Source organism: Campylobacter concisus, from assembly GCF_902460575.1.
Lineage (GTDB): Bacteria > Campylobacterota > Campylobacteria > Campylobacterales > Campylobacteraceae > Campylobacter_A > Campylobacter_A concisus_AW.
Window position 1 is genome coordinate 234,738 of record NZ_CABPUY010000001.1, and the last position, 23,514, is coordinate 258,251.

Here is a 23,514-nt window from a genome sequence, read left to right on the forward strand (position 1 = left end):
CTTTATCCTTTTATCTTAAAAACACGCAGTTTTGCGCTCTTGCTTCGTGAGTTTTGCGCTAGCTCACTTTGGCTCGCTGTTAGTGGTTTTTTAGTTAAAATTTCGCCCAGTTCGTGGTTATTTCCGCACTCACATCGGTAGATGCCAGGCGGACAGATACAGCTATTTGCCCACTTTTTGAAGCGCTCTTTTACGATCCTATCTTCAAGCGAGTGAAATGTTATGATCGCCACCAAGCAATCTTTAAAACCGCCCTTTTCTATGCTATCGAGCAAATTTGTTAGCTCATCTAGCTCGCCATTTACCTCTATCCTGATCGCCTGAAAAGCAAGGATAGCAGGGCTAACACCGCGCCCTTTTATCTGAGCTGTGCCTATTATGTTTGCAAGCTCTTTTGCGCTCGTTATCTTGCCTAAATTTCTAGCATTTATTATCTTATTTGCGATCCCAGAGGCATTTTTTAGCTCGCCATAATCCCTAAAAATCCTAACTAACTCATCAAACGAGTAGCCATTTACCACGTCATAGGCACTAAAACCTCGCTCTTTATCCATGCGCATATCAAGCGCGCTTGAGCCAAGGCTAAAGCCTCTATCATCTTTATCTATCTGTAAAGAGCTAACGCCAATGTCAGCTAAAATCCCTCTAACATTTGAAATTTCATCGCTACTAAGTTTGCTAATAAGTTCAGAGAAATTACTCTTATAAATTTTAACTCTACTGCCAAATGGCTCAAGTTTCTTGAGCGAAAAATTTATAGCTTCGATGTCTTTGTCGCAAGCGATCAAATTTAAATTTTCATTTTGAGACAAAATGGCACTAGAGTGTCCAGCATATCCAAGCGTGCAATCTATAAAATTTCCACGCAGGTCTTTAAAAAATGATAAAACTTTGTCAAGTAAAACGCTAATATGCGGACTTTGCAACACTGCCTCTTTAATGAAATTAGTGTGAAAATTTATCGAAATTTTACTTAAAAAGCTATCATTACATAAAATTTTACACAAATTTTAAGATAGCTTAAATATAATCACCCAAACATAGGAGAAAAAATGGACTTATTGCACTCAACAAATGAGATAAAAAAGATATCTCTTTCGATGTTTAGAAAGAATTTTTTTGGTGTTTTTCATGGTTCTATCTCAGCAAGAGTAGAAAAAAATCAATTTATCATCAACAAGCAAAGTGCCATTTTTGACGACTTGCAAGATAGTGATCTAACACTTCTTTCATCAAAAAAAGACTACCGCTGGAATGATGCAAGCTTAGATGCTGATATACACTTAAATATCTACAAAAACATAAATGAAGCAAAATTTGTCTGCTACGCCATGCCTCCATACGTGACAGCTTATGCAATGAAACATGAAAAGATCGCACCAAAAGACTATTTTGGATGCATGAGATTTAATGAAATTTTAGTCTATGATCCAAAGCAGTTTGACGACTGGTATGAGCGTGCTGAGACAGAAATTTATAGAGCGATGATAGAGAAAAATACTAACGTCGTCGTGATCAAAGGATACGGCGTTTACGCGTATAGCAGGAGCCCTCAGCTACTTGCAAAAGATATAGCCTTGTTAGAAAATAGCTGCAAACTGCTTCATTTTACTGGTGATTACAGCGATTTTAGCATTTAAATTTTTGCTAACAAAGATAAAAAATGTTAGTAAAAATTTAGCAAGAAACGTTTTTATAAAGCCCCATTTTAAGCTTATTTAAGCCAAATTTCTATAAAATATCGCACAAGCTTTGTTAGTATTTTAAAGGAAGAACTTAATGTTATCTTGGATGCAAAAACATAAAAAATACCTAGTCGTGACAATTTGGGTAAGCACGATAGCTTTTGTCGGTGCTGGTTTTGTCGGCTGGGGCGCATACGATCTAAACAGCAACAGAGCTACTTCAGTAGCCAAAGTAGGACATAGAAATATAAGCGTTCAAGAGTTGCAACAAAAATATGATAGGTTATATCAGTACTACAACAATGTATTTGAAGGCAAATTAACTCAAGAGAAAGCTGAAGAGTTAGGTTTAGAAAATGCTGCACTTCAAGCTGCTATCCAAGAAAATTTACTATTAAATTTTGCAGACGATATCGGTCTAAGCGTTAATAAAGACGATGTTTTAAAATATATAATCGTCGATCCAACATTTCAAAAAGACGGCGTTTTTGACAAAAATTTATACTACGATGTGCTAAGAAGAGCTAGGATAAACCCAACTGATTTTGAAGACAATCTAAAACTAACTATCTTACTAGATAAACTTAGAACTATTTTAAATTTACCTGCTAGCAAAGAAGATATCGCCATGATGGAAGCTAGCTTTTTCATGCAAGATAAATTAGCTGTGCAAGTAGTAAATGCTGATCAAAACGAGATCAAAGTAGACGAGAAAGAGCTAAAAGATCTTTGGGAGATAAATAAAAATAACTATATGACAAAGACACTTTATGGCATAGATACATACTTTGTCGAGTCAGCAAAAAGTGACGCAAACGAAAGTGTTTTAAAATCTTACTATAACGAGAACCAAGATAAATATAAGGGTTCTGATGACAAGATAAAACCTTTTAGCGAGGTAAAAGCTGAAGTTAATAAAGACTACAACATAGAGCAAAGTAAAACTAACGCTTTAGAAAAGTATGTCGCTGTTAAAAAAGCTGAGCTTGCAACTAATGGTTTTATAAGTGTAAATGAAGACAACGCTACTTTTCCACTTGATGAGATAAAGGGCGCAAAAGTTGGCGAAGTGATAAAACCATTTATCTATAAAGATGGCTATTTGATAGCTAGAATAAAAAGTATAACTCCTCCACAACCTATGAGTTTTGAACAAGCAAGAGCTAATGTGCTTGAAATTTATAAAAGTAAAAAAGAAAAAGAAATTTTAACAGCAAAAGCAAAAGAGACTCTACAAAACTTTAAAGGAACAGATATTGGCTTTGTTAGCAGAGAGGTAAATAGCTCTATTGCGGGCTTAAACGAGAGTGATACAAGAGCTTTTGTTTCTCAACTTTTTGACACTAACAACACAAAAGGTTATGTTATATTAGATGACAAAGCCGTAGTGTACGATATTTTGGAACAAAGATTGCTTACTAACAATATAAATAACAACTATAAGCAAATAACACAACAAAATGTTGCAATGCTTAAAAACAACGAGTTGATAAAAGATTTAACAAACAAACTTCTAAAATATTATGAAGTTAAAGAATATGTCAAAAGGTAAAAATTTTGAGTACTAGAATTTTAGGCATAGATGTCGGATCATTTCAAATTTGCGCTGTTATAGCAGAGCAAAATGATGATGGCATAAAAATAATAGGAATAGGCACAGAAAAAGCACAAGGTATAAAAAAAGGTGCTATAAACAACATTGAATTAGCTGCAAAATCTATCAAAAATGCACTCATAGAAGCGCAAAAAGTTGCGGGCACACACTACGAAAGAGTAGTAGTTTCGATATCTGGCAAATATACTAAAAGCGTAAATAGTAGTGGCGTAGTAAATATACCAAATCATGAAATAGGCATAAAAGAGATTGAGCGTGCTATGCAGATGGCAGATCACAATGCCGAGACTTCCCCAGAATATGAAAAACTTCATGTCTTACCTTACAACTTTAAGGTGGATGGACAAGAATTTATAGAAGATCCTATTGGTATGAATGGCACTAGACTTGAAGTGCAAACACATATCATAAGTATCCAAAAATCACAACTAAGCAACCTAAGAAAGGCTGTAAATTTAGCAGGCGTACAAGTCGATAACGTCGTTCTTTCTGGTTACGCATCAGCCATAGCAACACTAACAAAAGATGAAAAAGAACTTGGTGTTGCACTTATAGATATGGGCGGCGAGACATGTAATATGGTAGTGCACGCTGGAAATTCACTAAGATACAACTCATATCTTCACGTTGGCTCTGCAAATATAACTATAGACCTTTCAATGGCACTTCATACCCCTTTGCCAAAAGCTGAAGAGATAAAACTAGAATATGGCAAACTGGTAAATAAATCAGTTGATCTTATCGAGCTTCCTAGACTTGGTGATGAGCAAAAAACCCACGAAGTTTCACTTGATGTTATATCAAATGTCATCTCAGCTAGAGCAGAAGAGACTGTGATGGTGCTTGCAAATATGCTTGAAGATAGTGGATACAAAGATCTTGTTGGTGCTGGCATAGTACTAACTGGCGGCATGACAAAGCTTGATGGGTTAAAAGACCTAGCTTCTGCGATATTTGACAACATGCCAGTTAGGATCGCTAGACCGAAAGAGATGGATGGCTTGTATGAAATTTTAAGAGATCCAGCAAATTCTTGTGCCATAGGACTTTGTATGTATGGCGCTGGTGAATTTACACCTTATGAGATAGACTCAGAAAAAAAGATGAGATATAAGGGTGAATTAAGATCAAAGCCAAAAGCAAATTTCAATATTTTTGAAGAAGAGAAAAAAGAGAAATTTGAAGTAAAAAAACAGGATAAAGATGATTTTGAAGAGGGCATTGAGCTTGTAAATATGGATATAAATTTAGAGCAAACAAACAACAAAAACGAGCTTGCAAATATCGCTGATATAAGCAAGCAAGAAAAAAAACCAAGTGCTTTAAAGAAATTTTGGCACAGCATGACACAACTATTTTGAGGAGAATTTTTACAATGAGCAACAGTTTCACAATCGAAGAGAACAAGAGCCTATATAGCGCAAAGATAAAGGTAGTAGGCGTAGGTGGTGGTGGTGGTAATATGATAAACCACATCATAAGAGAAAATCCAAATTTAGACATCGATCTAATGATAGCAAATACGGATGCTAAGGCACTTGACAATTCTCCTGCGCACACAAAGATACAGCTTGGTGAGAAAAAGACAAAAGGTCTTGGCGCTGGCATGAGACCAGAAGTTGGCAAAGAAGCTGCGCAAGAGAGCTACGAAGAGATAAAAAGCGCTCTTGAGACTTCTGATGTTGTGTTTATCGCTTCAGGCCTTGGTGGTGGTACAGGCACTGGCGCTGCCCCAGTTGTTGCACAAGCTGCAAAAGAGATAGGTGCGCTAACAGTTGCTGTTGTGACTATGCCTTTTTCATTTGAGGGCAAAAAGCGCAGCAAGCTAGCTGACATCGGTCTAAGCGAGCTTAGAAAAGAAAGCGACTCTATCGTTATCATACCAAACGATAGACTTTTAACTTTGATAGATAAAAAATCAGGCATCAAAGAGAGCTTTAAAATGGTTGATGAAGTGCTTGCAAGAGCGGTAAATGGTATGTGCTCTATCGTGCTTGACTCTGGCGTTAGCGATATCAACCTCGACTTTGCTGATGTAAAAACAGTTATGAGTCACAGAGGTCATGCTTTGATGGGCGTTGGTGAAGCTTATGGCGAGGGTGCAGCTCAAGAAGCTATCAAAAATGCTATCCAATCACCACTACTTGATAACATGAATATAAACGGAGCGCTTGGCGTTTTAGTTCATTTTAAAATGCATCCAAACTGCTCACTTGACGATCTTCATAGCGCGATGTCAATGATCGAAGAGGCATCTGATGATGATGCTGATGTGATCTTTGGTACAACAACTGATGAAAACATAGAAGACAATAAAGTTGAAGTTACTATCATCGCAACTGGATTTAAAGGTGCAGAAAAAGAAAGCGAAGAAAAAAAAATAGCCCAAGAGCCTGAAAACGATCTTCTAAATAAAAATATCGTTTTAAAAAGAAGAGTAAGCGGTGGATATAACAGTGATGAGTATATCTCTCAGCTAGATATCCCATCATATCTTCGCCACCAAATGGACTAAGTCCTAACTAAAAATTCTCCTGTTAAATTGCAAGTTTATCTTGCAATTTACCTTTTTATATATTCAAATTTTAACCATTACCTAGCAAACGCCTAAAATTATATTCTATAACTCGCATTATTTTTAGCTTTTACTTGTATAAATTTATTTGTAAATTTATTAAAGAGTTTAAGCACTCCCAAGCAAATTTAACTACGCTTTTTATAATATTTTTAAAATTTAAAGTAGAAGCTTAAGCAGAAAAGCTAGAAATTTGCCAGCTAAACTAAATTTCTAGCCAAATTTATTATTGCACTCCAAGTTGTGCTTTTACAAAATCACTTGCCATTTGGATATTCCACTCTGGCTCCCAAACTAGGTCTATCTCACACTCTTTTACACCCTCTACACCAAGCACAGCTGTTTCAACCCAACCAAGTATCATCTCATGAAGCGGACAAGACTTGGTTGAAAGCGTCATCGTCACCTTTGCTTTGCCGTTTTCATCGCAGCTTACGTCGTATATCAGTCCAAGCGAAACGATATCAAAGCCAACCTCGGGATCGACGATATTTGACAGAGCATCATAAATTTTTTCTTTCATTTTTTATCCTTTAAAACCAGTAAATTTAAAAACATTTATCATATTTATAGCAAGCAAAATGATGCTTAAAGCCATAAAAATCATACTTGCATAGACCAAATTTCTCATCTCAAAGCTAACCGCCAAAGGGTAGCACACAAGAGAAATGACATTAAAAACTATGGCGTAATAAGCCACCTTTTTTAGTATCATCGCATCAAGCAGCGGCACTTTTGCCTTGCCAACAAAGGGTGCCACGTAGTGATACCAGATAAGAAATGGCGCGATCTTATATAGATGAGCCACGATAAAGGCAAACAAAAAACCATATATCATAAAAAATGCAGCCAAATTTAACTTTTCAAAAATCATAAAAATAGCAGCGCAAAGCAAGGCAAATAGCGAAAGAGCGATATTTACATTCCAGTAATCATACGCCTTTCTCACGCGCTTTTTTAAGATATAAAACGCCTGAGCTATAAAAAGTAAAGCCGCCACAACCACTGCAAAAATAGCTAAATTTTCATCGATTGCCAGCAAAACGCCAGCCAAAATATAAGAGGCAAGAGAGGCTTTGCTAAGTGTAAATTTAAGATCATGTGCCAGCGCAAACATCGGTAAAAGCACGCTAGCAGCCCCAAGTATCACGAAAAACACAAAGCCAAGCACAAAATATACGTGAAATTTTAGCGTCATAGTAAAATCAAGCATAAGTGTGCCACCAAGTATCATCACTAGGCAAAATCCAAGCGTTATGCCAACTAGCAAAAATATCGCCGAGGTAAAGAGCGCAAAGGCAGCGAAACTTCTTTTTTCATTACCCATAAAGCTTAGTGCATAGGTCGAGCCAAAAAAGAGAAGTGCGCCAAAGAGAAAAACTCCGCTGATTTGCAAAATCCTAGCCTCGCCAAATATCATCGCATAGCTCATAGCAAGCAGCGACAGACAAAAGATGGCTAAATTTAAAATAGCCCCTTTTACCGTGAAAAATGGTTTTTCTAAGATGACTGAGGTTAGCTGATAGAGCGCTCCGATGATGATGCTCATCACAAAGCCCACGAAAAATATATGCAAAAAGCCAGCCGTATTTAGCGAGCTAATCGCCTCAAAATCAGCATAAAAAAAGGCCGGTACGCTTAGCGCTAAGAAAAAAATGCCAACGATAAAGTAGCCGCCAACTAGCTTAAATGGCGGCGCATAAGTGTTTAAAAGCATCTTAGTGGCAAAGGCTAGTGTCTATGTTTTCGATACTTGCACCCTCTTTTAGGCTAAAAGTCATCTTCACAGCCCCGCCTTCAAGGTCCTCGCGCTCCACGTCAAAGCTCTTTTCTATCTTTGGGATGAGCCCAGCTGGAAATTTGTGATTTACCATCACGATCTTTGTGTTTTTATCAGCAAATTTTATAGCCAAAAGCGCGTTTATCATAGGCTCAGGCGGCACGCAAGGACGTGAGTCAAAGCCCACAAAGCTTACACCATTTTCACTAAATTTATAAAACGGCACCGTCGCACCATCGACGCTAAACTGCTCTGCGTTTTTGAAAAATTCACTCATTTTTTCTCCTTTTGATTTTGGAGAATTATACTCTGATTAAACTTTTCAAACCATTGATTTGCTTCAACAAAAGCTACTTGACGTAGGGGATAAACTCCTCGTATCCAAGCCTAGCCATATCCTCAAGCGGTATAAATTTAAGGCTTGCGCCGTTTATACAATATCTTAGTCCGCCCTTGTCACTTGGCCCATCGTCAAATACATGCCCAAGGTGCGCGTCGCTGTTTTGAGACCTCACCTCAACCCTTTTCATCATAAATGAGTTGTCCTCGTTATACGCAAGCGCCGTTGTTGTGATAGGCTTTGTAAAGCTTGGCCAGCCACACCCTGCGTCAAATTTATCAGCGCTTGAAAAAAGTGGCTTGCCACTGGTGATATCGACATAGATGCCCTTTTTGTCAAATTTATCATACTCGCTACTAAATGGCCTCTCAGTTGCCGCCTCCTGCGTTACGGCATACTGCTCGCTACTTAAATTTTTCTTTAGCTCCTCTTTGCTAAGCGGCTTAAATTTAGCCTCATCATAAAGCGGCTTATTTGCCAAATTTAGATCGATGTGGCAGTATCCAAAAGGGTTTTTATCAAGATAGTCTTGGTGATACTCCTCGGCAATGACAAAATTTTTAAGAGGTGCGACCTCAACTGCGATCTTATCTTTAAATTTCTTTTGCTCGATCTTCATAAAGCTCTCAATGACTGGCAGATCGTCCTTGCTAACATAGTAAATCCCGCTTCTATACTGCCTGCCGACGTCATTGCCTTGTTTGTTTAGCGAGGTCGGGTCGATCACCCTAAAAAAATGAGCCAAAATTTCAGCCAAAGCGACCCTGTTTTCGTCAAATTTCACATAAAGTGTCTCGGCGTGGTCGCTCTCATGAAGCCCCTGGTAGCTCGTGCTCTCGCTCTTACCATTTGCATAGCCTACTTTTGTATCCACCACGCCAAATATCTTTTTAAAATATCCCTGCATGCCCCAAAAGCAGCCACCTGCTAAATAAATTTCTTTCAAATTTTGCCCTGCCATCGTCCGCTCCTTTAAAAACTCATCTTTTGCCATCAAATTTACACCCAAAAATACAATAAAAACCAAGAGAAAATTTAATATCTTTTTCATGTGAGCTCCTTTTTTGAAGGATTATATAAAATTTAAAGTTATAAAGTGTGAAGTAAGGGGCAAAGCGCCCCTAAATTTTAGTGTAAAAAGTGTCTAACGCCAGTGAAATATAACGACATGCCGTGCTCATCGGCAGCCTCTATCACCTCATCATCTCTGATGCTACCCCCTGGCTCGATGACGCATTTTACGCCCACTTTGCTAGCGATGTCGATGCTGTCTCTAAATGGGAAGAACGCCTCACTTGCAAGCACGCAGCCACTTAGATCGATCTTTAGCTCTTTTGCCTTTGCCACGGCCGCACGAGCAGCATCCACACGGCTAGTCATACCCATGCCAATAGCCACCATCGCGCCATCTTTTACATAAACTACGCAGTTGCTCTTCGTTAGTGCAGCCACTTTCCACGCGATCTGAGCATCTTTTAGCTCGCTACCAGTTGCAAATTTCTTGCTCATTTGCTTCATATTTTCAAGCTCTTCGTCTTTTACGAAGTCTCTTTCTTGAAATACAAATCCACCATCGATGTGCTTAAAGTCAAATTTATCATTTGCGCGGACTAAAAATTTATTATCTTGTGTGAAAATTTTGATGCGTTTTTTACTCTCAAATACCTTAAGCGCGGCATCATCGACATTTGCAGCGATGATTACTTCAACGTAAATTTCATTTATCTTTTTAGCTAGCTCCTCATCAAGTGTGCCATTTATCGCGACCACGCCGCCGTATGCTGAGATCGGATCGCACTTAAGCGCTGCCACGTAGCTCTCAAGTAGCGTATCTTTTACCGCAAAGCCGCAAGGATTAGCGTGCTTGATGATAGCCACTGCTGGCGCATCCTCAAAGCTAGTTGCAAGCATCAATGCGCCATTTATATCGGTCATATTATTGAAACTTGCCTCGCCTTTTAGGGCTCTAAAGTTGTTCGTAAAGAAATAATCAAACTCATAAAGCGCGCCTTTTTGGTGTGGGTTTTCGCCGTATCTGGTGTCAAAAACCTTGCTTCCCACGATAAATCTAGCATCGCCAAAACCGCCATTAAATCTATCGTTCATATAGTTTGCGATCATGCTGTCATATGCCGCTGTATGCTCGAATGCCTTTATCATCAGCGATCTTCTAAACTCAAAATCATCGCTTTTTTCTTTTAGGCGCTTTAAAATTTCATCGTAGTCAAGCACGCTTGTGACTATGAGCACGTCTTTAAAATTTTTAGCCGCACTCCTTACCATAGCTGGGCCACCGATGTCGATATTTTCGATGATCTCGGCAAAGTCATCAGTCCTTATGGTAGTCTCTTTAAATGGATATAAATTTACGCAAACCAGGTCAATCCCCTCAATGCCATGCTCTTTTGCCTGAGCCACATGCGTAGCGTCGTCACGTTTATGCAAGATGCCGCCATGTATCTTTGGATGAAGGGTCTTTACCCTGCCCTCAAACATCTCAGGCGACGCCGTAAATTCGCTAACCTCAGTGGCTTTGACGCCCTCAGCCTTTAAAAGTTTGTAGGTGCCACCAGTTGAAAGTATCTGCCAGCCAAGCTCTTCTAGCCCCTTTGCAAACTCTACAATGCCCTCTTTATCGCTAACGCTAAGCAACGCTCTCATTTTTTTCTCCTTTATTAAATTTTTTATCTTTTTGTTAAACACATACCTTTTACAAGCAGAAGCTGCCCCATTTTTATATCCTTTGCGATATTCTTTATCGATAAAGCTTCTAGCGTCAACATAACATTTGCAGCTGCATCTATATAATAGTCTTTTCTATCTATAAAGTTTTCACGCTTTTGACCAACAATATCAACGCTAAAGGCATAGCTTGAAATTTGATTGCCATCAAAGTAACTCGCATCTAATACGCTTAAATTTACAGGCTCCTCTTTCTCAAGCGCCTCGCATATCGGCTTTTTCGAGCTAAATTTCATTACCTTTATACCGCGATCATACGAAAAGATATACTCACTAATTTCATTTAATTTTTTTGCTTGAACTGACATAATGTCACTCTTGTTGCCATCTTTATCGACAAATATTATGCTCACATTGCTATCTTTAACATCGTAGTTGCTGATGACTAGCCTTTGATCTCTATAAAGCTCGCTTTGTGTAAGCTTAAATTTTATCTCTTTTCCATCGACATTTACCACTTTAAAATCATTACAAAAGCCAGCCACCGCTAGCAACAAAATAATAAATTTCTTCATCTAAACTCCAAATTTCTCTTTTAATCGCCCATAAGCCTCATTTATCTCCTGAAGCTTCTTAGTTGAGCGCTCTATCACCTCTTTGCTTTCGCCTCTGCCCATCAAAATGTCAGGATGATACTGCCTCACAAGCTCTTTGTAGCGAGCCTTTATCTCATCAAGGCTTGCATTTTTACTAAGTCCTAAAACCTCAAATGCATCGTTTTCTTGGCTTATCTCATCATGGTCTGCACCAAACCTCGAGCCATAGAAGCTATCAAATTTATAGATTATCTCATCAAGCGTCTCTTTGTCGATGCCAAATCCATAAGCGATATTTCTTATGACGTCTTGCTCGCTTTTGTTAAATTCTCCGTCTATATAGGCTAAATTTAGAAAAAAAGTGAGCCTAGCCACGCAGGTATCGTAGTTTAGATTAAACGCGCGCTTGTAGTTTCTGGCGGTTTCATAGGCGTTATCTACATTTTCTTTTTGGCTGTTATAGACCTCTTTTAGATACTCGCGCACGCCGCTAACACCGCTAACTTTTTGGCTTAGATCATCTAGCACTTGAGTGATCAGCCTAGCCTCTAGCTCGCTAACTCTGCCGTCACTTTTAGCGACTTTTGCAAGCAGTGAGACTAGAAATTTAGCCTCATCTACATTTGCTTGTTTCTTGCGGTTACTACCTATTTGGACATTCATAAATAAAAATATCGCACCGCCTAATATCAGTAAAAACAGAACTCCGGACATATTACCACAAGTGATAGATTGTATTTTTTATCTTGCCATTTACCAGCTCATTTTTGCGCCATGAGCTCTCGTCGTTCATCACGTTCCAGCGGCGCTCCTCAGGGCGATAAAACCAGTCTTTATCGATCTGATAGTAAATTTGCTTGCCATTTGTCTCGATGATGTTTGCGATGTTGTTATCATGATAGCTGTTCTCATCGTAGTCCGTAAAGGCTCGCTGTCCCATCTCCGAGTAAAGTAGCGTTAGCTCTTGAAGCATCTCGTTTAGATCATCATCCATCTTTTTGACATGCAGACCGATCTCCTGCGCCTCACGAAAGAGTATCGGATACTCGTGCGCTGGGTAGTCTGCGTTTAGCCTCTCAGAAATTTCAACGATCTTTTTATCATCATCTATGTGATATCTAAGTAGCTCAGAGCAAATTTTAAGCGAAAGCGAGCTAGCACGATCAACCGCACCAAAAACTAGCGGATGGATATACTCATATAGCGAGTTATAGGGGTTTGTGTCGTTTGGTCTATCTTTGTCCTGCTCTTTCCAGAGCTTGACTACACGGCTAAGCTCGTCCATAGAGACGCTAACAAGCTCGTTGCCCTTGTTTGTAGGGCTTAGCTCGTGCTTGAGCGATGTATCAACTGGTGTTAGATAGGCAAGCGGACCCATGACGATCTCGTTTGCGCCAAGTGCCATCATCGTAGCAGCTGAAGCGCAGTTTGATGGGATCAGCGCTATTAAATTTTTGCAGTAGTTTCTAAGGGTGCTAATGATCCTAAGTGCAGCTATACCGCTTCCGCCATCACTTTTTATGAAAAGATAGGCAGTATCTATCTTTTTACCCTTTAAAATTTCATACATTGCGCTTGCATCGTTACCGCAGACATTACCAGCGTTTGAGTTGTAGTAGGTTATCAAAGGGGCATTTAGCCTTTTTTCGATCGAACTTATCAAATTTTGAGTATCGCTAAAGAGCACTGGCGGTTTTGCCACGCCCTTTTTCTCGTTTTGCTCTACTTCCTTTTCTCCGCTTACTTTTTCCTTTTTAGAAAACATCTCTTAGTCCTCCTTTTTTACGATTTTTGCAAACTCATTTAGATAAATTTCTCTTACGTCCTCTAAGCTCTCATCTATATCATTTAGCTTAAATCTCCTGCCTCCACTAACGCCGATCTTCTCAAATTTCACTCCAAATTTAGCCGCAAGCGCTTCAAATTTAGCCTCGTCTTTCACACCCACAACCGCTCTTGAAAAGCTCTCATCAAAGATAAAATTTGGCTCTTTAAATTTAACTTCACATTTTACGCCGATGTTTGAGACGCTAGCCATTTTTGCCAGCGTGATAGCAAGACCGCCTACGCCTACGCTATTTGCAAACTCTAAAATTTGCTCTTTATTTGCCTCTATCACTAGGTCCCAAAGGGCTCTCTCAGCTTTATAATCAACCTCTTTTAGCTTACCGCCAACCACGTTAAATAGCGCCTTTGCGTAAAGCGAAGCTGCAAATTCTCCACTTGTCTCGCCAAGCAAGTAAATCGCCCTACCCTCGCTTAAAAATGTGCTTTTTAGATTTAAATTTGCATCTTCATTTACACCAACCGTGACGATGGCCGGCGTTGGATAGACACTAACGCCATCAGTATCGTTATAAAGGCTCACGTTGCCGCTCACAACTGGCGTATTTAGCTCACGGCAAGCCTCTTTTATGCCTTCACATCCCTCTTTAAACTGCCACATAACCTCTGGATTTTGCGGGTTGCCATAGTTTAAGCAGTCAGTGATCGCAAGTGGCACAGCGCCGCTCATCGCGACCTTTCTACCAGCTGCAGCGACAGCTCTTGCAGCACCGATTTTTGGATTAACGAAATTTGCTCTAGGATCGCACTGAGCAGCCATAGAAACGGCCTTTTTAGTGCCTTTTACTCTGATACTTGCAGCACCTAAGCATCCTGGCTGTTTTATCGTATTTGTCTGGATATTTGCGTCGTATTGATCGTAGATGAAGCTTTTATTTATCACCTCTGGCTCTTTTAAAAGCTTGAAAAATGCGCTTTTGTTACCAACATTATTTGGAATTTTTAAATTTGCTATCTCATCAAGGTATTTTGGACGTGCGACTGGACGATCAAGCACCGGCGCTGCCTCGCTAAGTGGGCCGATAGGGATTTCGCCTGCAAGTTCGTCATGCCAGTAAAGCTGCATCACGCCGCTACTTGTGACCTCGCCGATGATCTCAGCATCAAGGTCCCACTTTCTAAAAATTTCAAGCACCTTTTGCTCATAGCCCTTTTTTGCGCATATTAGCATACGCTCTTGAGACTCGCTTAGCATTAGCTCATAAGGCGTCATGCCAACTTCGCGCATCGGTACGCGCTCTAAATACATCTTCATGCCGCTACCGCTTCTGCCAGCCATCTCAAAGCTAGAGCTTGTTAGCCCTGCTGCGCCCATATCTTGGATGCCGATGATGTAGTCTTTTTTAAAGAGCTCTAAGCATGCCTCCATGAGCAGTTTCTCGGCAAATGGATCGCCCACTTGCACCGTTGGGCGAAGTGATTTATTTTCGTCGTTAAAGCTATCGCTCGCCATCACAGCGCCACCAAGTCCGTCTCTACCGGTCTTTGAGCCCACATAAATGACTGGGTTGCCCACGCCTTCAGCCTTGCCGTAGAAAATTTCATCACTTTTGCAAAGTCCAAGCGCGAAGGCGTTGATTAGGATGTTGCCATTAAAGCTAGGATCAAAGGTAGTCTCGCCACCGATCGTTGGGATACCCATGCAGTTGCCGTAGTGTCCGATGCCTGCGACACTTCCTTTTAGCAGATATCTATGCTTTTTGGCTAGCTCGCCCTCGCCTCTTATCTCTCCAAAACGAAGTGAGTTCATATTCGCAACGACTCTTGCGCCCATCGTAAAGACGTCTCTTAAAATTCCACCAACGCCAGTTGCAGCGCCCTGAAACGGCTCGATAAAGCTTGGGTGGTTGTGACTCTCCATCTTAAACACAGCCGCAACCCCGTCGCCAACGTCGATGACGCCAGCATTTTCACCAGGTCCTTGGATGACCCAAGGTGCCTTTGTCGGAAAGCCGTTTAGGTATTTTTTGCTTGATTTGTAGCTGCAGTGCTCGCTCCACATCGCCGAAAATATGCCAAGCTCTAGCAAATTTGGCTCACGGCCTAGGATTTTTAAGATCTCTTCATACTCTTCATCGCTGATTTTATGTGCTTGTATGGTAGCTTTATCCATTAATGTAACCTTTTAAGAATTTTAAGCTATTTTACAACCTTGCTTATAAAAAGTTACTAAAAAGCCTTTTGAAATTTACTAAAACAAAGCACATTTGAGAGAATTTCACCTTGTCTCACGAGGTCACTTTCGATAAATGTTTTGTAAAAATTTTGCGTTAGCGTCTCAGCCTTAATCTTCTCTTCATCTTCGCTTGAAAGGTTGAAATAATACCTCGTCTCTCTTAGAAAAAAGCCTTGATCATTAGATATATCTGAGCTTAAGATCACAGCAAAAAAGCCATTTTTCAAAGGGTGATTTGTCACACTTTTTACTTTTATCGCCTCTTTGCCGCTTACAAAAGCTTCGCAAACTGGCATGCTCTTTGTGCTATAAACCACGCTTTTTATAGCGCCATTTGAAATTTCATAAAATTTGATATTTTTAGCCTTTATTAGCTCATCTATATCGTTAGAATTTGATAGCACAGCGTCCTTGCTGGTGTCTAGGTTTTTAACGATCATCGTTTTATTTGCGTCACCACTTTGCATTAGCTCGCCAAGTGCGCTAAATTTTGCATTTACGCTGGCTGCTTTGATCTCAGCCTTGCCGACAATGTTTGCAAATTTATTAAAGTCATTTAGGCTATTTTGAAACTTATTAAATTTCATCTCATGCAAAGTTTCGTTATTTTCAAGGTAGAGTAAATTTAACTTTTCGCTTGGCGCTAAAATTTGCTTGCCAGCGCACCCTGCAAATAAGATAACAGCAGCTAAAAATAGAAATTTTATCCTCATTTTCCCCACACAAGATAGATATAAATTTAAATGCCCTCTAGCGCAAATGACTAGAGAGCGGCAGAAATTTGTTTTTACGCTTTGAAAACTTTTTCAAGATGCGCCTCATACTCTTTTAGGTATCTTGGCACGTCTGGCATCTTGATAACATCGCAGCAGATAAAGTGCGGAAGCGACTTTAAGCCCATAAATTCATTTGCCTTTCTAAAATGAAAATAAACTCCATCAACGCCGCGCGCCTCAAAAAACTCGTTTGGATCGCTAAATGCCTCTGCTGGAGCATTCCAAGTAAGACTTAGCATAAATTTCTTGCCATTTAGCAAGCCGCCTTTACCGTAGTTTTTAGTTGGATCAACCCTATGCCTGCCATCACTCGTATAAAGCTTGCCATGACCTGCGGTAAAGACCTCGTCGATATATTTTTTCACTATCCAAGGCTCGCCCATCCACCAAGCTGGCATCTGCCAAACTACCGCGTCCATCCAGAGAAATTTCTCAACTTCAGCCTCGATATCATAGCCTTGATCTATCACGGTTTGCTTTACCTCGTGACCCATTTTTGCTAGTTTTTCGTACGCAAGATCGTGAAGTGTTTGATTGAGCCTGCCGTCTGAATGGCCAAATTTTTTGCCACCATTTATAAGTAAAATTTTCATATTCTCTCCTTTAAAAAGCGCGGATTATAACCAAAAAAGTATCATTTTCCTAAACAAAAATGGCTAAACATCTCATCTAAAATTTCACTTCTCTCAAATGGCTTTGTGATGCTTGCAAGTGCCTTTATCGCGGTATTTAGCTCGTAAGCAAAAATTTCTAGCTCCTCTTCATTTAGCCTAAAAAACGCTCTTTTTAAAGCCTCGCTCGCCTCTTTACAGCTTAAAATTTGGCGGTTTGAGCTTAGCATGATCTCGTCAGTATCTTGTGTTTTGAGGTAGCTTTCAAGCTCTTTTAAAACTACGCTCGTATCATTTTTTGCAGAAATTTTGATAGCGCCATCCAAATTTATGTCAAATTTAAACGCAAGATCGCTTTTGTTTAGGATAAAAAAGGCTTTTTTGTTTGAGTTAGAAACGAGCTTTATTATCTCTTTATCTTGCTCGTCGCCTAAAGATGAGCCGTCAAAGACAGCTAGGATGATGTCGGCCTCGTTTATGGCAGAGATTGAGTAGTTTATGCCGATTTGCTCGATCTTTCCGGCATCTTTTCTAATGCCTGCAGTGTCTATTATGCGAACTAGATGCGAGCCGATCTTAAAATTTTCTTCTATCCTGTCTCTAGTTGTGCCCGCTTCGTCGCTAACGATCGCTCTTTCGTATGCCAAAAACGAGTTTAAAATAGAGCTTTTGCCGACATTTGGTTTGCCAACGATAGCGATCTTGAAACCATCTATTAGCCCTCTTCTTTGCTCGCTAAGAGTAGCTATGCGCTCTAGCTTTTCGCTATTTTTTAAAAGCATCTGCTTAGTCTGCTCTAGCAAATTTGCAGGCAGATCATCATCAGCATAGTCGATCATCGTCTCAACAAAGGCAAGAGTTTTGACCACTTCGCCCCTGATCTCGCCTACAAATTTACTAAGATCACCTTGCATTTGGCGCGTTAAAATTTTAGCAGCGATCTCGCTTTTTGAAGTGATGAGCCCTTGCATCGCCTCAGCCTTTGCTAGATCCATCTTGCCATTTAAAAAAGCCCGCTTGCTAAACTCACCAGGCATAGCAAGCCTAGCACCAGCTCTTATTAGCTCATTTAAAATTCTCTCGCTCACCATCACGCCGCCATGAGTTTGAAACTCGACGATATCCTCGCCAGTAAAGCTTGCAGGAGCCTTAAAATATATAATGATGCCCTCGTCTAAAATTTCATCATCAAGGGAGTAAATTTTGGCTAGTTTTGCGTATCTTGGCTCTAAATTTGAAAGTTTAAGAAGTTTTAAAGAGGTGGCCAGGGCGTCCTTGCCGCTAAGCTTTACGATAGAAACTGAGCCGATGCCATACGCTGTGGCAAGGGCTGCGATAGTTTCACTCATTTTTTAAAAAAGTCATTTACGACGACAAATTTGCCGTCATTGCCGCTTTTTATGCCGACATATTTATCTGGGAATTTCTCGCGAAGTTTCTCAAGCGCGATCTTGACCAAAACTCCGTCAAGTGGCTTTGTTTGGGCTCTACCGCTATTTTGCACGCGCTCGATCACACCATTTAGATATTGATCCATCATCGCTTCTTGATTTTGCAAAAATTGCGCGATCTCAAGGCGGATAGCGAGGTTATATTTTGAATTTAGCCAGTTATAGAGCATATAAGAGATCGCTTTATATCTATAACCCTCTTTGCCGATAAGCAGTGCCGCATCAGCGCCGTCAAGCTCGATAAGCACAGTCTCATCGTTAAATTTACCAACTTCTACCTTGTCTATCTCAAAGCAGCTTGCCTTAAAAAGACGCGTCATACCCTCTTTTATCTCAGGTAAAATTTTATCAAAGTCGATTACAACTTTCTCTTTTTTCTCTTTTTGTAAAGCTTGAGGCGCACTCTCTTCATCAGTTTGGTTGAAATTTTCGATGATTGAGGTATCTAGGATATTTTTAGGAGTACTTTTACTAGCTTGTGGCTCTTTTGCTTCTTTACTCTCTTTTTGCTCTTTTGGCTCATCAAGCCTTTTTATGACATATCCTGGCTCATCTGCCTCTTTTTCGCCTTTTTCAGCAAAGGCATCTTTTGCAAGAGCTGAGTTTTTCTCGCTTAAATTTGGCTTTTCGTTTTTATGCTCTTTTTGTTCAGATTTAGCCTCATTTTTCTCATCTTTATGCTTTTTAGGATTTCGCTTTTTATCATTATGATCGTGTTTTTTGCTCTGTTTTTTCTCTTCTTTTGCAGGCTCGTTTTCATCACTTTTTTTAGCAAAATTTCTATCATTTTTTGGTTTATGCTGTGGTTTTGGCTGATTTTCTAAATTTGCCTCAATGATCGCTGTTTTTTTAAAAAATCCAAAAATTCCACCACTTGGATGCTGTAAAACCTTTATATCAAGCTCAGTGACTGAACAGTTAAGCTGCTCGGCTGCCTTTTGAAATGCCTCTTGGAGAGTATTTGCTTCTATTTTCATTGAGCCTTTACCTCCGCAGCTTTTTTATGTTTTTCAAAAAGTTTATTTACAAAGACTTGTTGAACGACTGAACAAACGTTATTTACAAACCAGTAGAGCGTAAGACCTGCTGGGAATGTCACAAAGAAAAATGTGAAGATCAAAGGCAAGAATTTCATAACCTTTTCTTGCATAGGATCGGTAAATGTCGTTGGTGTAAGTTTTTGTTGTAAAAACATCGTTAGACCCATTAAGATAGGTAGCACAAAGTATGGATCCATCACTGAAAGATCGTGTATCCAAAGTATCCAAGGAGCACCTTTTAGCTCGATCGCATTTAGTAAAACGCGGTAGATCGCAAAAAATACCGGAATTTGAAGCAAGATCGGCAAGCAGCCACCCATCGGGTTTGCGCCATGTTTTTTGTATAGCTCCATCATATGAACTTGCATCTTTTGCTTATCATCTTTATATTTTGTTTGGATCTCTTTTACCTTTGGAGCAAGCTCTTTTAGCTTATTCATCGATAGCATGCCCTTATATGTAAGTGGGAATAAAACTATCCTTATAACAAGCGTTAGCACAACTATCGCCCAACCCCAGTTGCCGATGTAGTTATGTAAGAAATTTAAGAATGCAAACATCGGCTTTGCTATAAATGTAAACCAACCATACTCGATAACGTCATTTAGTCTCTCATCCATCGAGCTTAAAATTTTATGCTCTTTTGGTCCGATGTAAGCGCTTAGTTTTAGACTATCATTTGCCTTTACAAAGACGATAGGATTGTTATTTGCATCTTTATCTACAACAGCTTCAAAAGGTTTATTAAATGAGTAAAATAGCGTTGTGTAGTATCTATCAGATGCAGCTGCTATAGTTGTGTTTGCATAGTTTTTAACCTCTTTTGCATCGCCATCTTCTATGATATTTAGGCTATCATCTGTATTTCTAAGCATGACACCATGAACTGTGTAGCTATCTATCGCGATATTTGGTCTAAAGCCAGGAGTGATGAAATAATCAACACTTTTACTTAAATTTACTTCAACCTCATAACGACCATTTGGGTAGAATTTGATATTTTTTGTGACTGTAACGCCGTCTAAATTTTGAGTGAGTTTTATAGTTTTAGGCTCGCTACTAGCATCTACCTCGCTAGCGTCACTACTATATGCAACCTTAAAAGCATCAGTATTTAAAGTGCTATCGTTAAATCTAAGCTCTAGCGGCAGTGGGTTTTGTGAAACAAGCTCGATTTTGTTGCCATCTTCTGTTTTATACTTATCTTCGGTGAGATAAAACTTTGCAATCCTACCTAGCTTATCTATCTTTGCTTCATAGCTTTGACCTTTGATGGTAGCGATTATCTCGTTTGAAGCTAAATTTTCATTTGATTTTGGAGTATCGTTAGTAGAGACTGGGGCTTTGCTTTGATCCATTGTTTGAGAGATCGTTGTCTGGTTTTGCTCTAATGGAGCTCTTTTTGGCATAAAAAAGTCATATACTATGAAAAATACGATTGACAAAAGTGCTGCAAGAAGCAACCTTTTTTGCATAGACATCTGTTCCATTTAATTTTTTTCCTTTAATTTATCTAATACTTTTACGACATAAAATTTACTATTTTGGCAAGGGATAAACCAGAAATTTACATTTTTGGTATCACTTTTTTGAAATATAAAACATGAGTTAAATTTTTTGCGGATGATTGGGTAGTTGATACCGCCTTTGAAAAGTTGATTGCATCTTAAAATTCGCATGAATGTTGCAAAAAAAGCAGAGAAAAAGCTGTTTGTTTGAAATTCCCAAATGGCATATTGTGAGCAAGTCGGATAGTAGCGACAGCTTTTTGGCAGAAGTATGGAAATATATTTTTGATAAAAAGCGATAAATTTAATCGCAAATTTTTTCATTTTAGACATCCCATTTTTTTTGTAGACCAGCTCAAATTTTTACAAATTTTGTCAAATGAAATTTCTGTAATTCCATTTTTTGCGACCATAATGTAAGTGCCATCTTTTAGCTCGTTAGAAATAGAAAAAAAAGCAGCTCTTAAAAGTCTCTTTGCTCTATTTCTAACTACTGCTTTTCCCACTTTTTTGCTAGCAACAACTGCTAATTTTTTTTCAATTGTAGGCTTATAAAAAACTACGCAAGCATCGCAGTGCCATTTGCTGGCCTCTTTATAAACCTGAGAAAATTCTCTCGAGTCACTTAGTGACTCAAAACCAGCTAAGCAGCCAATCTTTTTCTACCTTTAGCACGTCTAGCGTTGATAACCTTGCGGCCATTTTTAGTTTTCATTCTTAAACGAAAGCCGTGAGTGCGTTTTTTAGGGGTTTTATGAGGTTGATAAGTCCTTTTCATTTCTATCCTTAAAGTTAATATAAAAAGTGGGATTTTATCAAAGCAATACTTAAATTCCTTTGAATAAATCAGCCCGAAAAAACTATAATTTAAACTTTAAGTAAATCAAGTTATAATCCAAAAATGAAATTTCATAAAAATAAAGATCTCTTAGAAAAATTACTTTTTTTAAAAGCGATCGGTTACAATTTTATAGATGAAAATTTTCTTAATTTAAGTAAATATCAAGATTATAACAGCATAGACGAGCTAAATAGTGAGATAAAAAAGTGCTCTCTTTGCTTTTTGAGAAACAGTTCAAAGTGCGTTTCTACTGGCTTTGGCGATAAAAATAGCAAGATAATGTTTGTATCACTTTGCAAAAAAGATGATTATTTTGAAGGCGCAAGTGGCAAAATTTTGCAAAATGCTATAAAAGAAGGCTTAAAATTAGAAAAAGATAGTGTTTATATAAGCTTGCTTTTGCGCTGTGAAATTTCATATAGTGACGCGAAAAATCCAGCGTTAAAGAGCTCGTTTGAGCTTTGTAGGCCTTATCTTTTAGAAGAGATAAGACTTATTAAGCCCAAAATAATCATCACTTTAGGAGAGCAAGCTTTCATGCATCTTTATCCAAATTTGCTCTCAAAGGGCGGATTTTCAAGTATAAGAGGAAGCATTTTAAAAGATGATGGTAGGTTTATAATGCCAACTTTTTCACCAGAGTGGATCAGCAAAAATCCAAGTTTTGAAGAAAATTTTATAGATGATTTGAAAAAAATCAAGGGAGTGATATGAAAAGATTTTTTCTTTTTTTAGTTATATTTGTAAGCCTTTTTGCAGCGCAAAATGAGGCCTTAAACGAAATGCAAGACGAGATCACTGAGGCGAAATTTGAAAGCAACATCACTAAAAACCAAAGCCTCTCAAGCATACCGCCAGCAAAGATCACTTACATAAATTTAGAGCCAGAATTTTGTGATAGCTCTTGCTTAAATGAGCTTATTAAGAGCGATATGCTAGCTAGCTTTATGGCGAGATTTGAGCCAGCAAAGATAGATGACAAGGCACTTTTAGATCTTTACGCTTCGCTTGGTGGAGAGATGGTTTTAAAGCTTGCACAAAGCGATAAAATAGCAGTCATCATCCCTCAAAAAATCATAAAATCATACGCGAATGTCGTATCAAACGCTATTCTAAGCTATATCTTAAAACAAGATGCAAATGTCGAAGTGAAATTTATAAATAGTAGCGATGAGAGTTTGCCTAGCCTTCAAAACGCGCTTCAAAACGCTAGAAATGAGGGATTTATCTACTTCATAGCAGCCCTTACTCAAAATGGCGCAAACATAGTAAATTCTCTCATCTTGCCAAACGAGCTTATCTACATCCCAAGCGTTCATAGCTCTTTCGTGACAGCTCCAAAGCCAAATTTGATATTTGGCGGAGTTGATTATAAAGCGCAAATTTCAGCCCTGTTAGCTTTTGCCAACGAAAAGATAGTCGCCTTTGACGATGGCAGCGCTCTGGCACAAAAACTAAATGAGTATGTGCGCATGCAAAGTAGCGACTACTACGAAAGTTCGATCACTGGCAAAGATATAAATTTAAACGATACTTTAAGCAAAAAGTCTAAATTTGATAACGCAAGCGTCTTTTTAAACATCCCAATCGTCAAAGCTTCTCTTGTAGCAACGCAGATGAGGGGCTTTGAGATAAAGTCTTACGCGCTTTTAAGCACGCAGATAAATTTCTTGCCAAATATCTTTAGCGCCATCACACAAAGAGATAGGCAAAACCTCTTTGTGGCAAATTCGCTAAATTCGCTTGACGAGAGTTTTTTAGGGCTTGGAGATCTTTTTGGGGTTGATTTTAGATACTCACAGATCGGCTACTCAAGTGCGCTGGGAGTGGAGTACATCTATACAAATTTTATAAACAAAAATGCCAGTAAAATTTTTGCTGAGAGGGTTGAGGGCTTGCAAGTTTTATATGATGTGAAAATTTATGACACAAAAAGCGATCACTTTAATGAGGTAAATTCGCAGGAGCAAAACAGCACAAGCGGGATTTAGCA

24 protein-coding genes are annotated in these 23,514 nt (G+C 39.0%); 6 read left to right on the forward strand and 18 right to left on the reverse strand.

Going from position 1 to position 23,514, the window contains the following annotated elements; all coding sequences use genetic code 11:
- Positions 1–2 precede the first annotated feature (2 nt).
- Entirely contained in the window at positions 3–926 is a 924-nt protein-coding gene (rsmH, locus tag F3G76_RS01125) for a 16S rRNA (cytosine(1402)-N(4))-methyltransferase RsmH (RefSeq protein WP_149705680.1), read from the reverse strand.
- 126 nt (positions 927–1,052) lie between these two features.
- Here rsmH and F3G76_RS01130 point away from each other — a divergent pair, with 126 nt between their 5' ends.
- From F3G76_RS01130 to ftsZ, 4 genes are all read left to right on the forward strand, one after another.
- The gene (locus F3G76_RS01130; protein WP_002940326.1) at positions 1,053–1,640 is read left to right on the forward strand and encodes a class II aldolase and adducin N-terminal domain-containing protein; all 588 of its coding nucleotides are present in this window, start codon (positions 1,053–1,055) and stop codon (positions 1,638–1,640) included.
- Between the two features lie 139 nt (positions 1,641–1,779).
- Positions 1,780–3,237 carry a peptidylprolyl isomerase gene (locus tag F3G76_RS01135; RefSeq protein WP_149705681.1) on the forward strand — a complete coding sequence of 486 codons (1,458 nt, stop codon included), beginning with the start codon at positions 1,780–1,782 and terminating at the stop codon, positions 3,235–3,237.
- Between the two features lie 5 nt (positions 3,238–3,242).
- Positions 3,243–4,661, forward strand: a complete 1,419-nt coding sequence (gene ftsA / locus F3G76_RS01140; protein WP_021086906.1) for a cell division protein FtsA — start codon at positions 3,243–3,245, stop codon at positions 4,659–4,661.
- Positions 4,662–4,675: 14 nt separating this feature from the next.
- Complete coding sequence (ftsZ, locus tag F3G76_RS01145) at positions 4,676–5,815, forward strand: cell division protein FtsZ (RefSeq protein WP_012001610.1); 1,140 nt, start codon at positions 4,676–4,678, stop codon at positions 5,813–5,815.
- 286 nt (positions 5,816–6,101) lie between these two features.
- Here ftsZ and F3G76_RS01150 read toward each other — a convergent pair whose 3' ends face one another.
- The 17 genes from F3G76_RS01150 to rpmH all read right to left on the reverse strand — a co-directional run bounded on the left by F3G76_RS01150 (position 6,102) and on the right by rpmH (position 21,458).
- On the reverse strand, positions 6,102–6,398 hold the full coding sequence (locus F3G76_RS01150; RefSeq protein WP_021093003.1) for a metal-sulfur cluster assembly factor: 297 nt from the start codon (positions 6,396–6,398) through the stop codon (positions 6,102–6,104).
- 3 nt (positions 6,399–6,401) lie between these two features.
- Complete coding sequence (locus F3G76_RS01155; RefSeq protein WP_149705682.1) at positions 6,402–7,592, reverse strand: peptidase M50; 1,191 nt, start codon at positions 7,590–7,592, stop codon at positions 6,402–6,404.
- A 1-nt stretch (position 7,593) separates the two neighbouring features.
- On the reverse strand, positions 7,594–7,932 hold the full coding sequence (locus F3G76_RS01160) for a hypothetical protein (RefSeq protein ID WP_002940277.1): 339 nt from the start codon (positions 7,930–7,932) through the stop codon (positions 7,594–7,596).
- A 73-nt stretch (positions 7,933–8,005) separates the two neighbouring features.
- Complete coding sequence (gene msrB, locus F3G76_RS01165; protein WP_149705683.1) at positions 8,006–9,046, reverse strand: peptide-methionine (R)-S-oxide reductase MsrB; 1,041 nt, start codon at positions 9,044–9,046, stop codon at positions 8,006–8,008.
- A gap of 77 nt (positions 9,047–9,123) precedes the next feature.
- Positions 9,124–10,656, reverse strand: a complete 1,533-nt coding sequence (gene purH, locus F3G76_RS01170) for a bifunctional phosphoribosylaminoimidazolecarboxamide formyltransferase/IMP cyclohydrolase (RefSeq protein ID WP_149705684.1) — start codon at positions 10,654–10,656, stop codon at positions 9,124–9,126.
- Between the two features lie 23 nt (positions 10,657–10,679).
- Positions 10,680–11,252 carry a hypothetical protein gene (locus F3G76_RS01175; RefSeq protein ID WP_149705685.1) on the reverse strand — a complete coding sequence of 191 codons (573 nt, stop codon included), beginning with the start codon at positions 11,250–11,252 and terminating at the stop codon, positions 10,680–10,682.
- Positions 11,253–11,987 (reverse strand): TerB family tellurite resistance protein, encoded by a 735-nt coding sequence (locus tag F3G76_RS01180; protein ID WP_149705686.1) that lies wholly within the window; start codon positions 11,985–11,987, stop codon positions 11,253–11,255.
- Between the two features lies 1 nt (position 11,988).
- Complete coding sequence (locus F3G76_RS01185) at positions 11,989–13,038, reverse strand: SDH family Clp fold serine proteinase (protein ID WP_021093103.1); 1,050 nt, start codon at positions 13,036–13,038, stop codon at positions 11,989–11,991.
- Positions 13,039–13,041: 3 nt separating this feature from the next.
- Positions 13,042–15,231 carry a phosphoribosylformylglycinamidine synthase subunit PurL gene (gene purL / locus F3G76_RS01190; protein ID WP_149705687.1) on the reverse strand — a complete coding sequence of 730 codons (2,190 nt, stop codon included), beginning with the start codon at positions 15,229–15,231 and terminating at the stop codon, positions 13,042–13,044.
- 56 nt (positions 15,232–15,287) lie between these two features.
- A complete protein-coding gene (locus F3G76_RS01195) occupies positions 15,288–16,007 on the reverse strand; it encodes a DUF8095 domain-containing protein (RefSeq protein ID WP_149705688.1) in 720 nt (239 codons plus the stop codon).
- A 74-nt stretch (positions 16,008–16,081) separates the two neighbouring features.
- Positions 16,082–16,663: an NAD(P)H-dependent oxidoreductase gene (locus tag F3G76_RS01200; RefSeq protein ID WP_149705689.1), complete on the reverse strand. Its 582-nt coding sequence runs from the start codon at positions 16,661–16,663 to the stop codon at positions 16,082–16,084.
- Between the two features lie 41 nt (positions 16,664–16,704).
- Positions 16,705–18,030, reverse strand: coding sequence for a tRNA uridine-5-carboxymethylaminomethyl(34) synthesis GTPase MnmE (gene mnmE / locus F3G76_RS01205; RefSeq protein WP_149705690.1), 1,326 nt, complete (start codon positions 18,028–18,030; stop codon positions 16,705–16,707).
- Complete coding sequence (locus F3G76_RS01210) at positions 18,027–19,109, reverse strand: Jag N-terminal domain-containing protein (RefSeq protein ID WP_103647029.1); 1,083 nt, start codon at positions 19,107–19,109, stop codon at positions 18,027–18,029. The genes mnmE and F3G76_RS01210 overlap by 4 nt, the downstream gene beginning before the upstream one ends.
- The gene (gene yidC, locus F3G76_RS01215) at positions 19,106–20,662 is read right to left on the reverse strand and encodes a membrane protein insertase YidC (protein ID WP_149705691.1); all 1,557 of its coding nucleotides are present in this window, start codon (positions 20,660–20,662) and stop codon (positions 19,106–19,108) included. Before yidC ends, F3G76_RS01210 begins: the two co-directional genes overlap by 4 nt.
- On the reverse strand, positions 20,663–21,004 hold the full coding sequence (yidD, locus tag F3G76_RS01220; protein ID WP_002940252.1) for a membrane protein insertion efficiency factor YidD: 342 nt from the start codon (positions 21,002–21,004) through the stop codon (positions 20,663–20,665).
- Positions 21,001–21,336 (reverse strand): ribonuclease P protein component, encoded by a 336-nt coding sequence (gene rnpA / locus F3G76_RS01225; RefSeq protein ID WP_035142427.1) that lies wholly within the window; start codon positions 21,334–21,336, stop codon positions 21,001–21,003. Before rnpA ends, yidD begins: the two co-directional genes overlap by 4 nt.
- Positions 21,324–21,458 (reverse strand): 50S ribosomal protein L34, encoded by a 135-nt coding sequence (gene rpmH, locus F3G76_RS01230; protein ID WP_002940373.1) that lies wholly within the window; start codon positions 21,456–21,458, stop codon positions 21,324–21,326. Before rpmH ends, rnpA begins: the two co-directional genes overlap by 13 nt.
- A 285-nt stretch (positions 21,459–21,743) precedes the next feature.
- Here rpmH and F3G76_RS01235 point away from each other — a divergent pair, with 285 nt between their 5' ends.
- Positions 21,744–22,235, forward strand: coding sequence for a uracil-DNA glycosylase family protein (locus tag F3G76_RS01235; RefSeq protein ID WP_223227388.1), 492 nt, complete (start codon positions 21,744–21,746; stop codon positions 22,233–22,235).
- Complete coding sequence (locus F3G76_RS01240) at positions 22,232–23,512, forward strand: hypothetical protein (RefSeq protein ID WP_149705693.1); 1,281 nt, start codon at positions 22,232–22,234, stop codon at positions 23,510–23,512. The genes F3G76_RS01235 and F3G76_RS01240 overlap by 4 nt, the downstream gene beginning before the upstream one ends.
- Positions 23,513–23,514 lie beyond the last annotated feature (2 nt).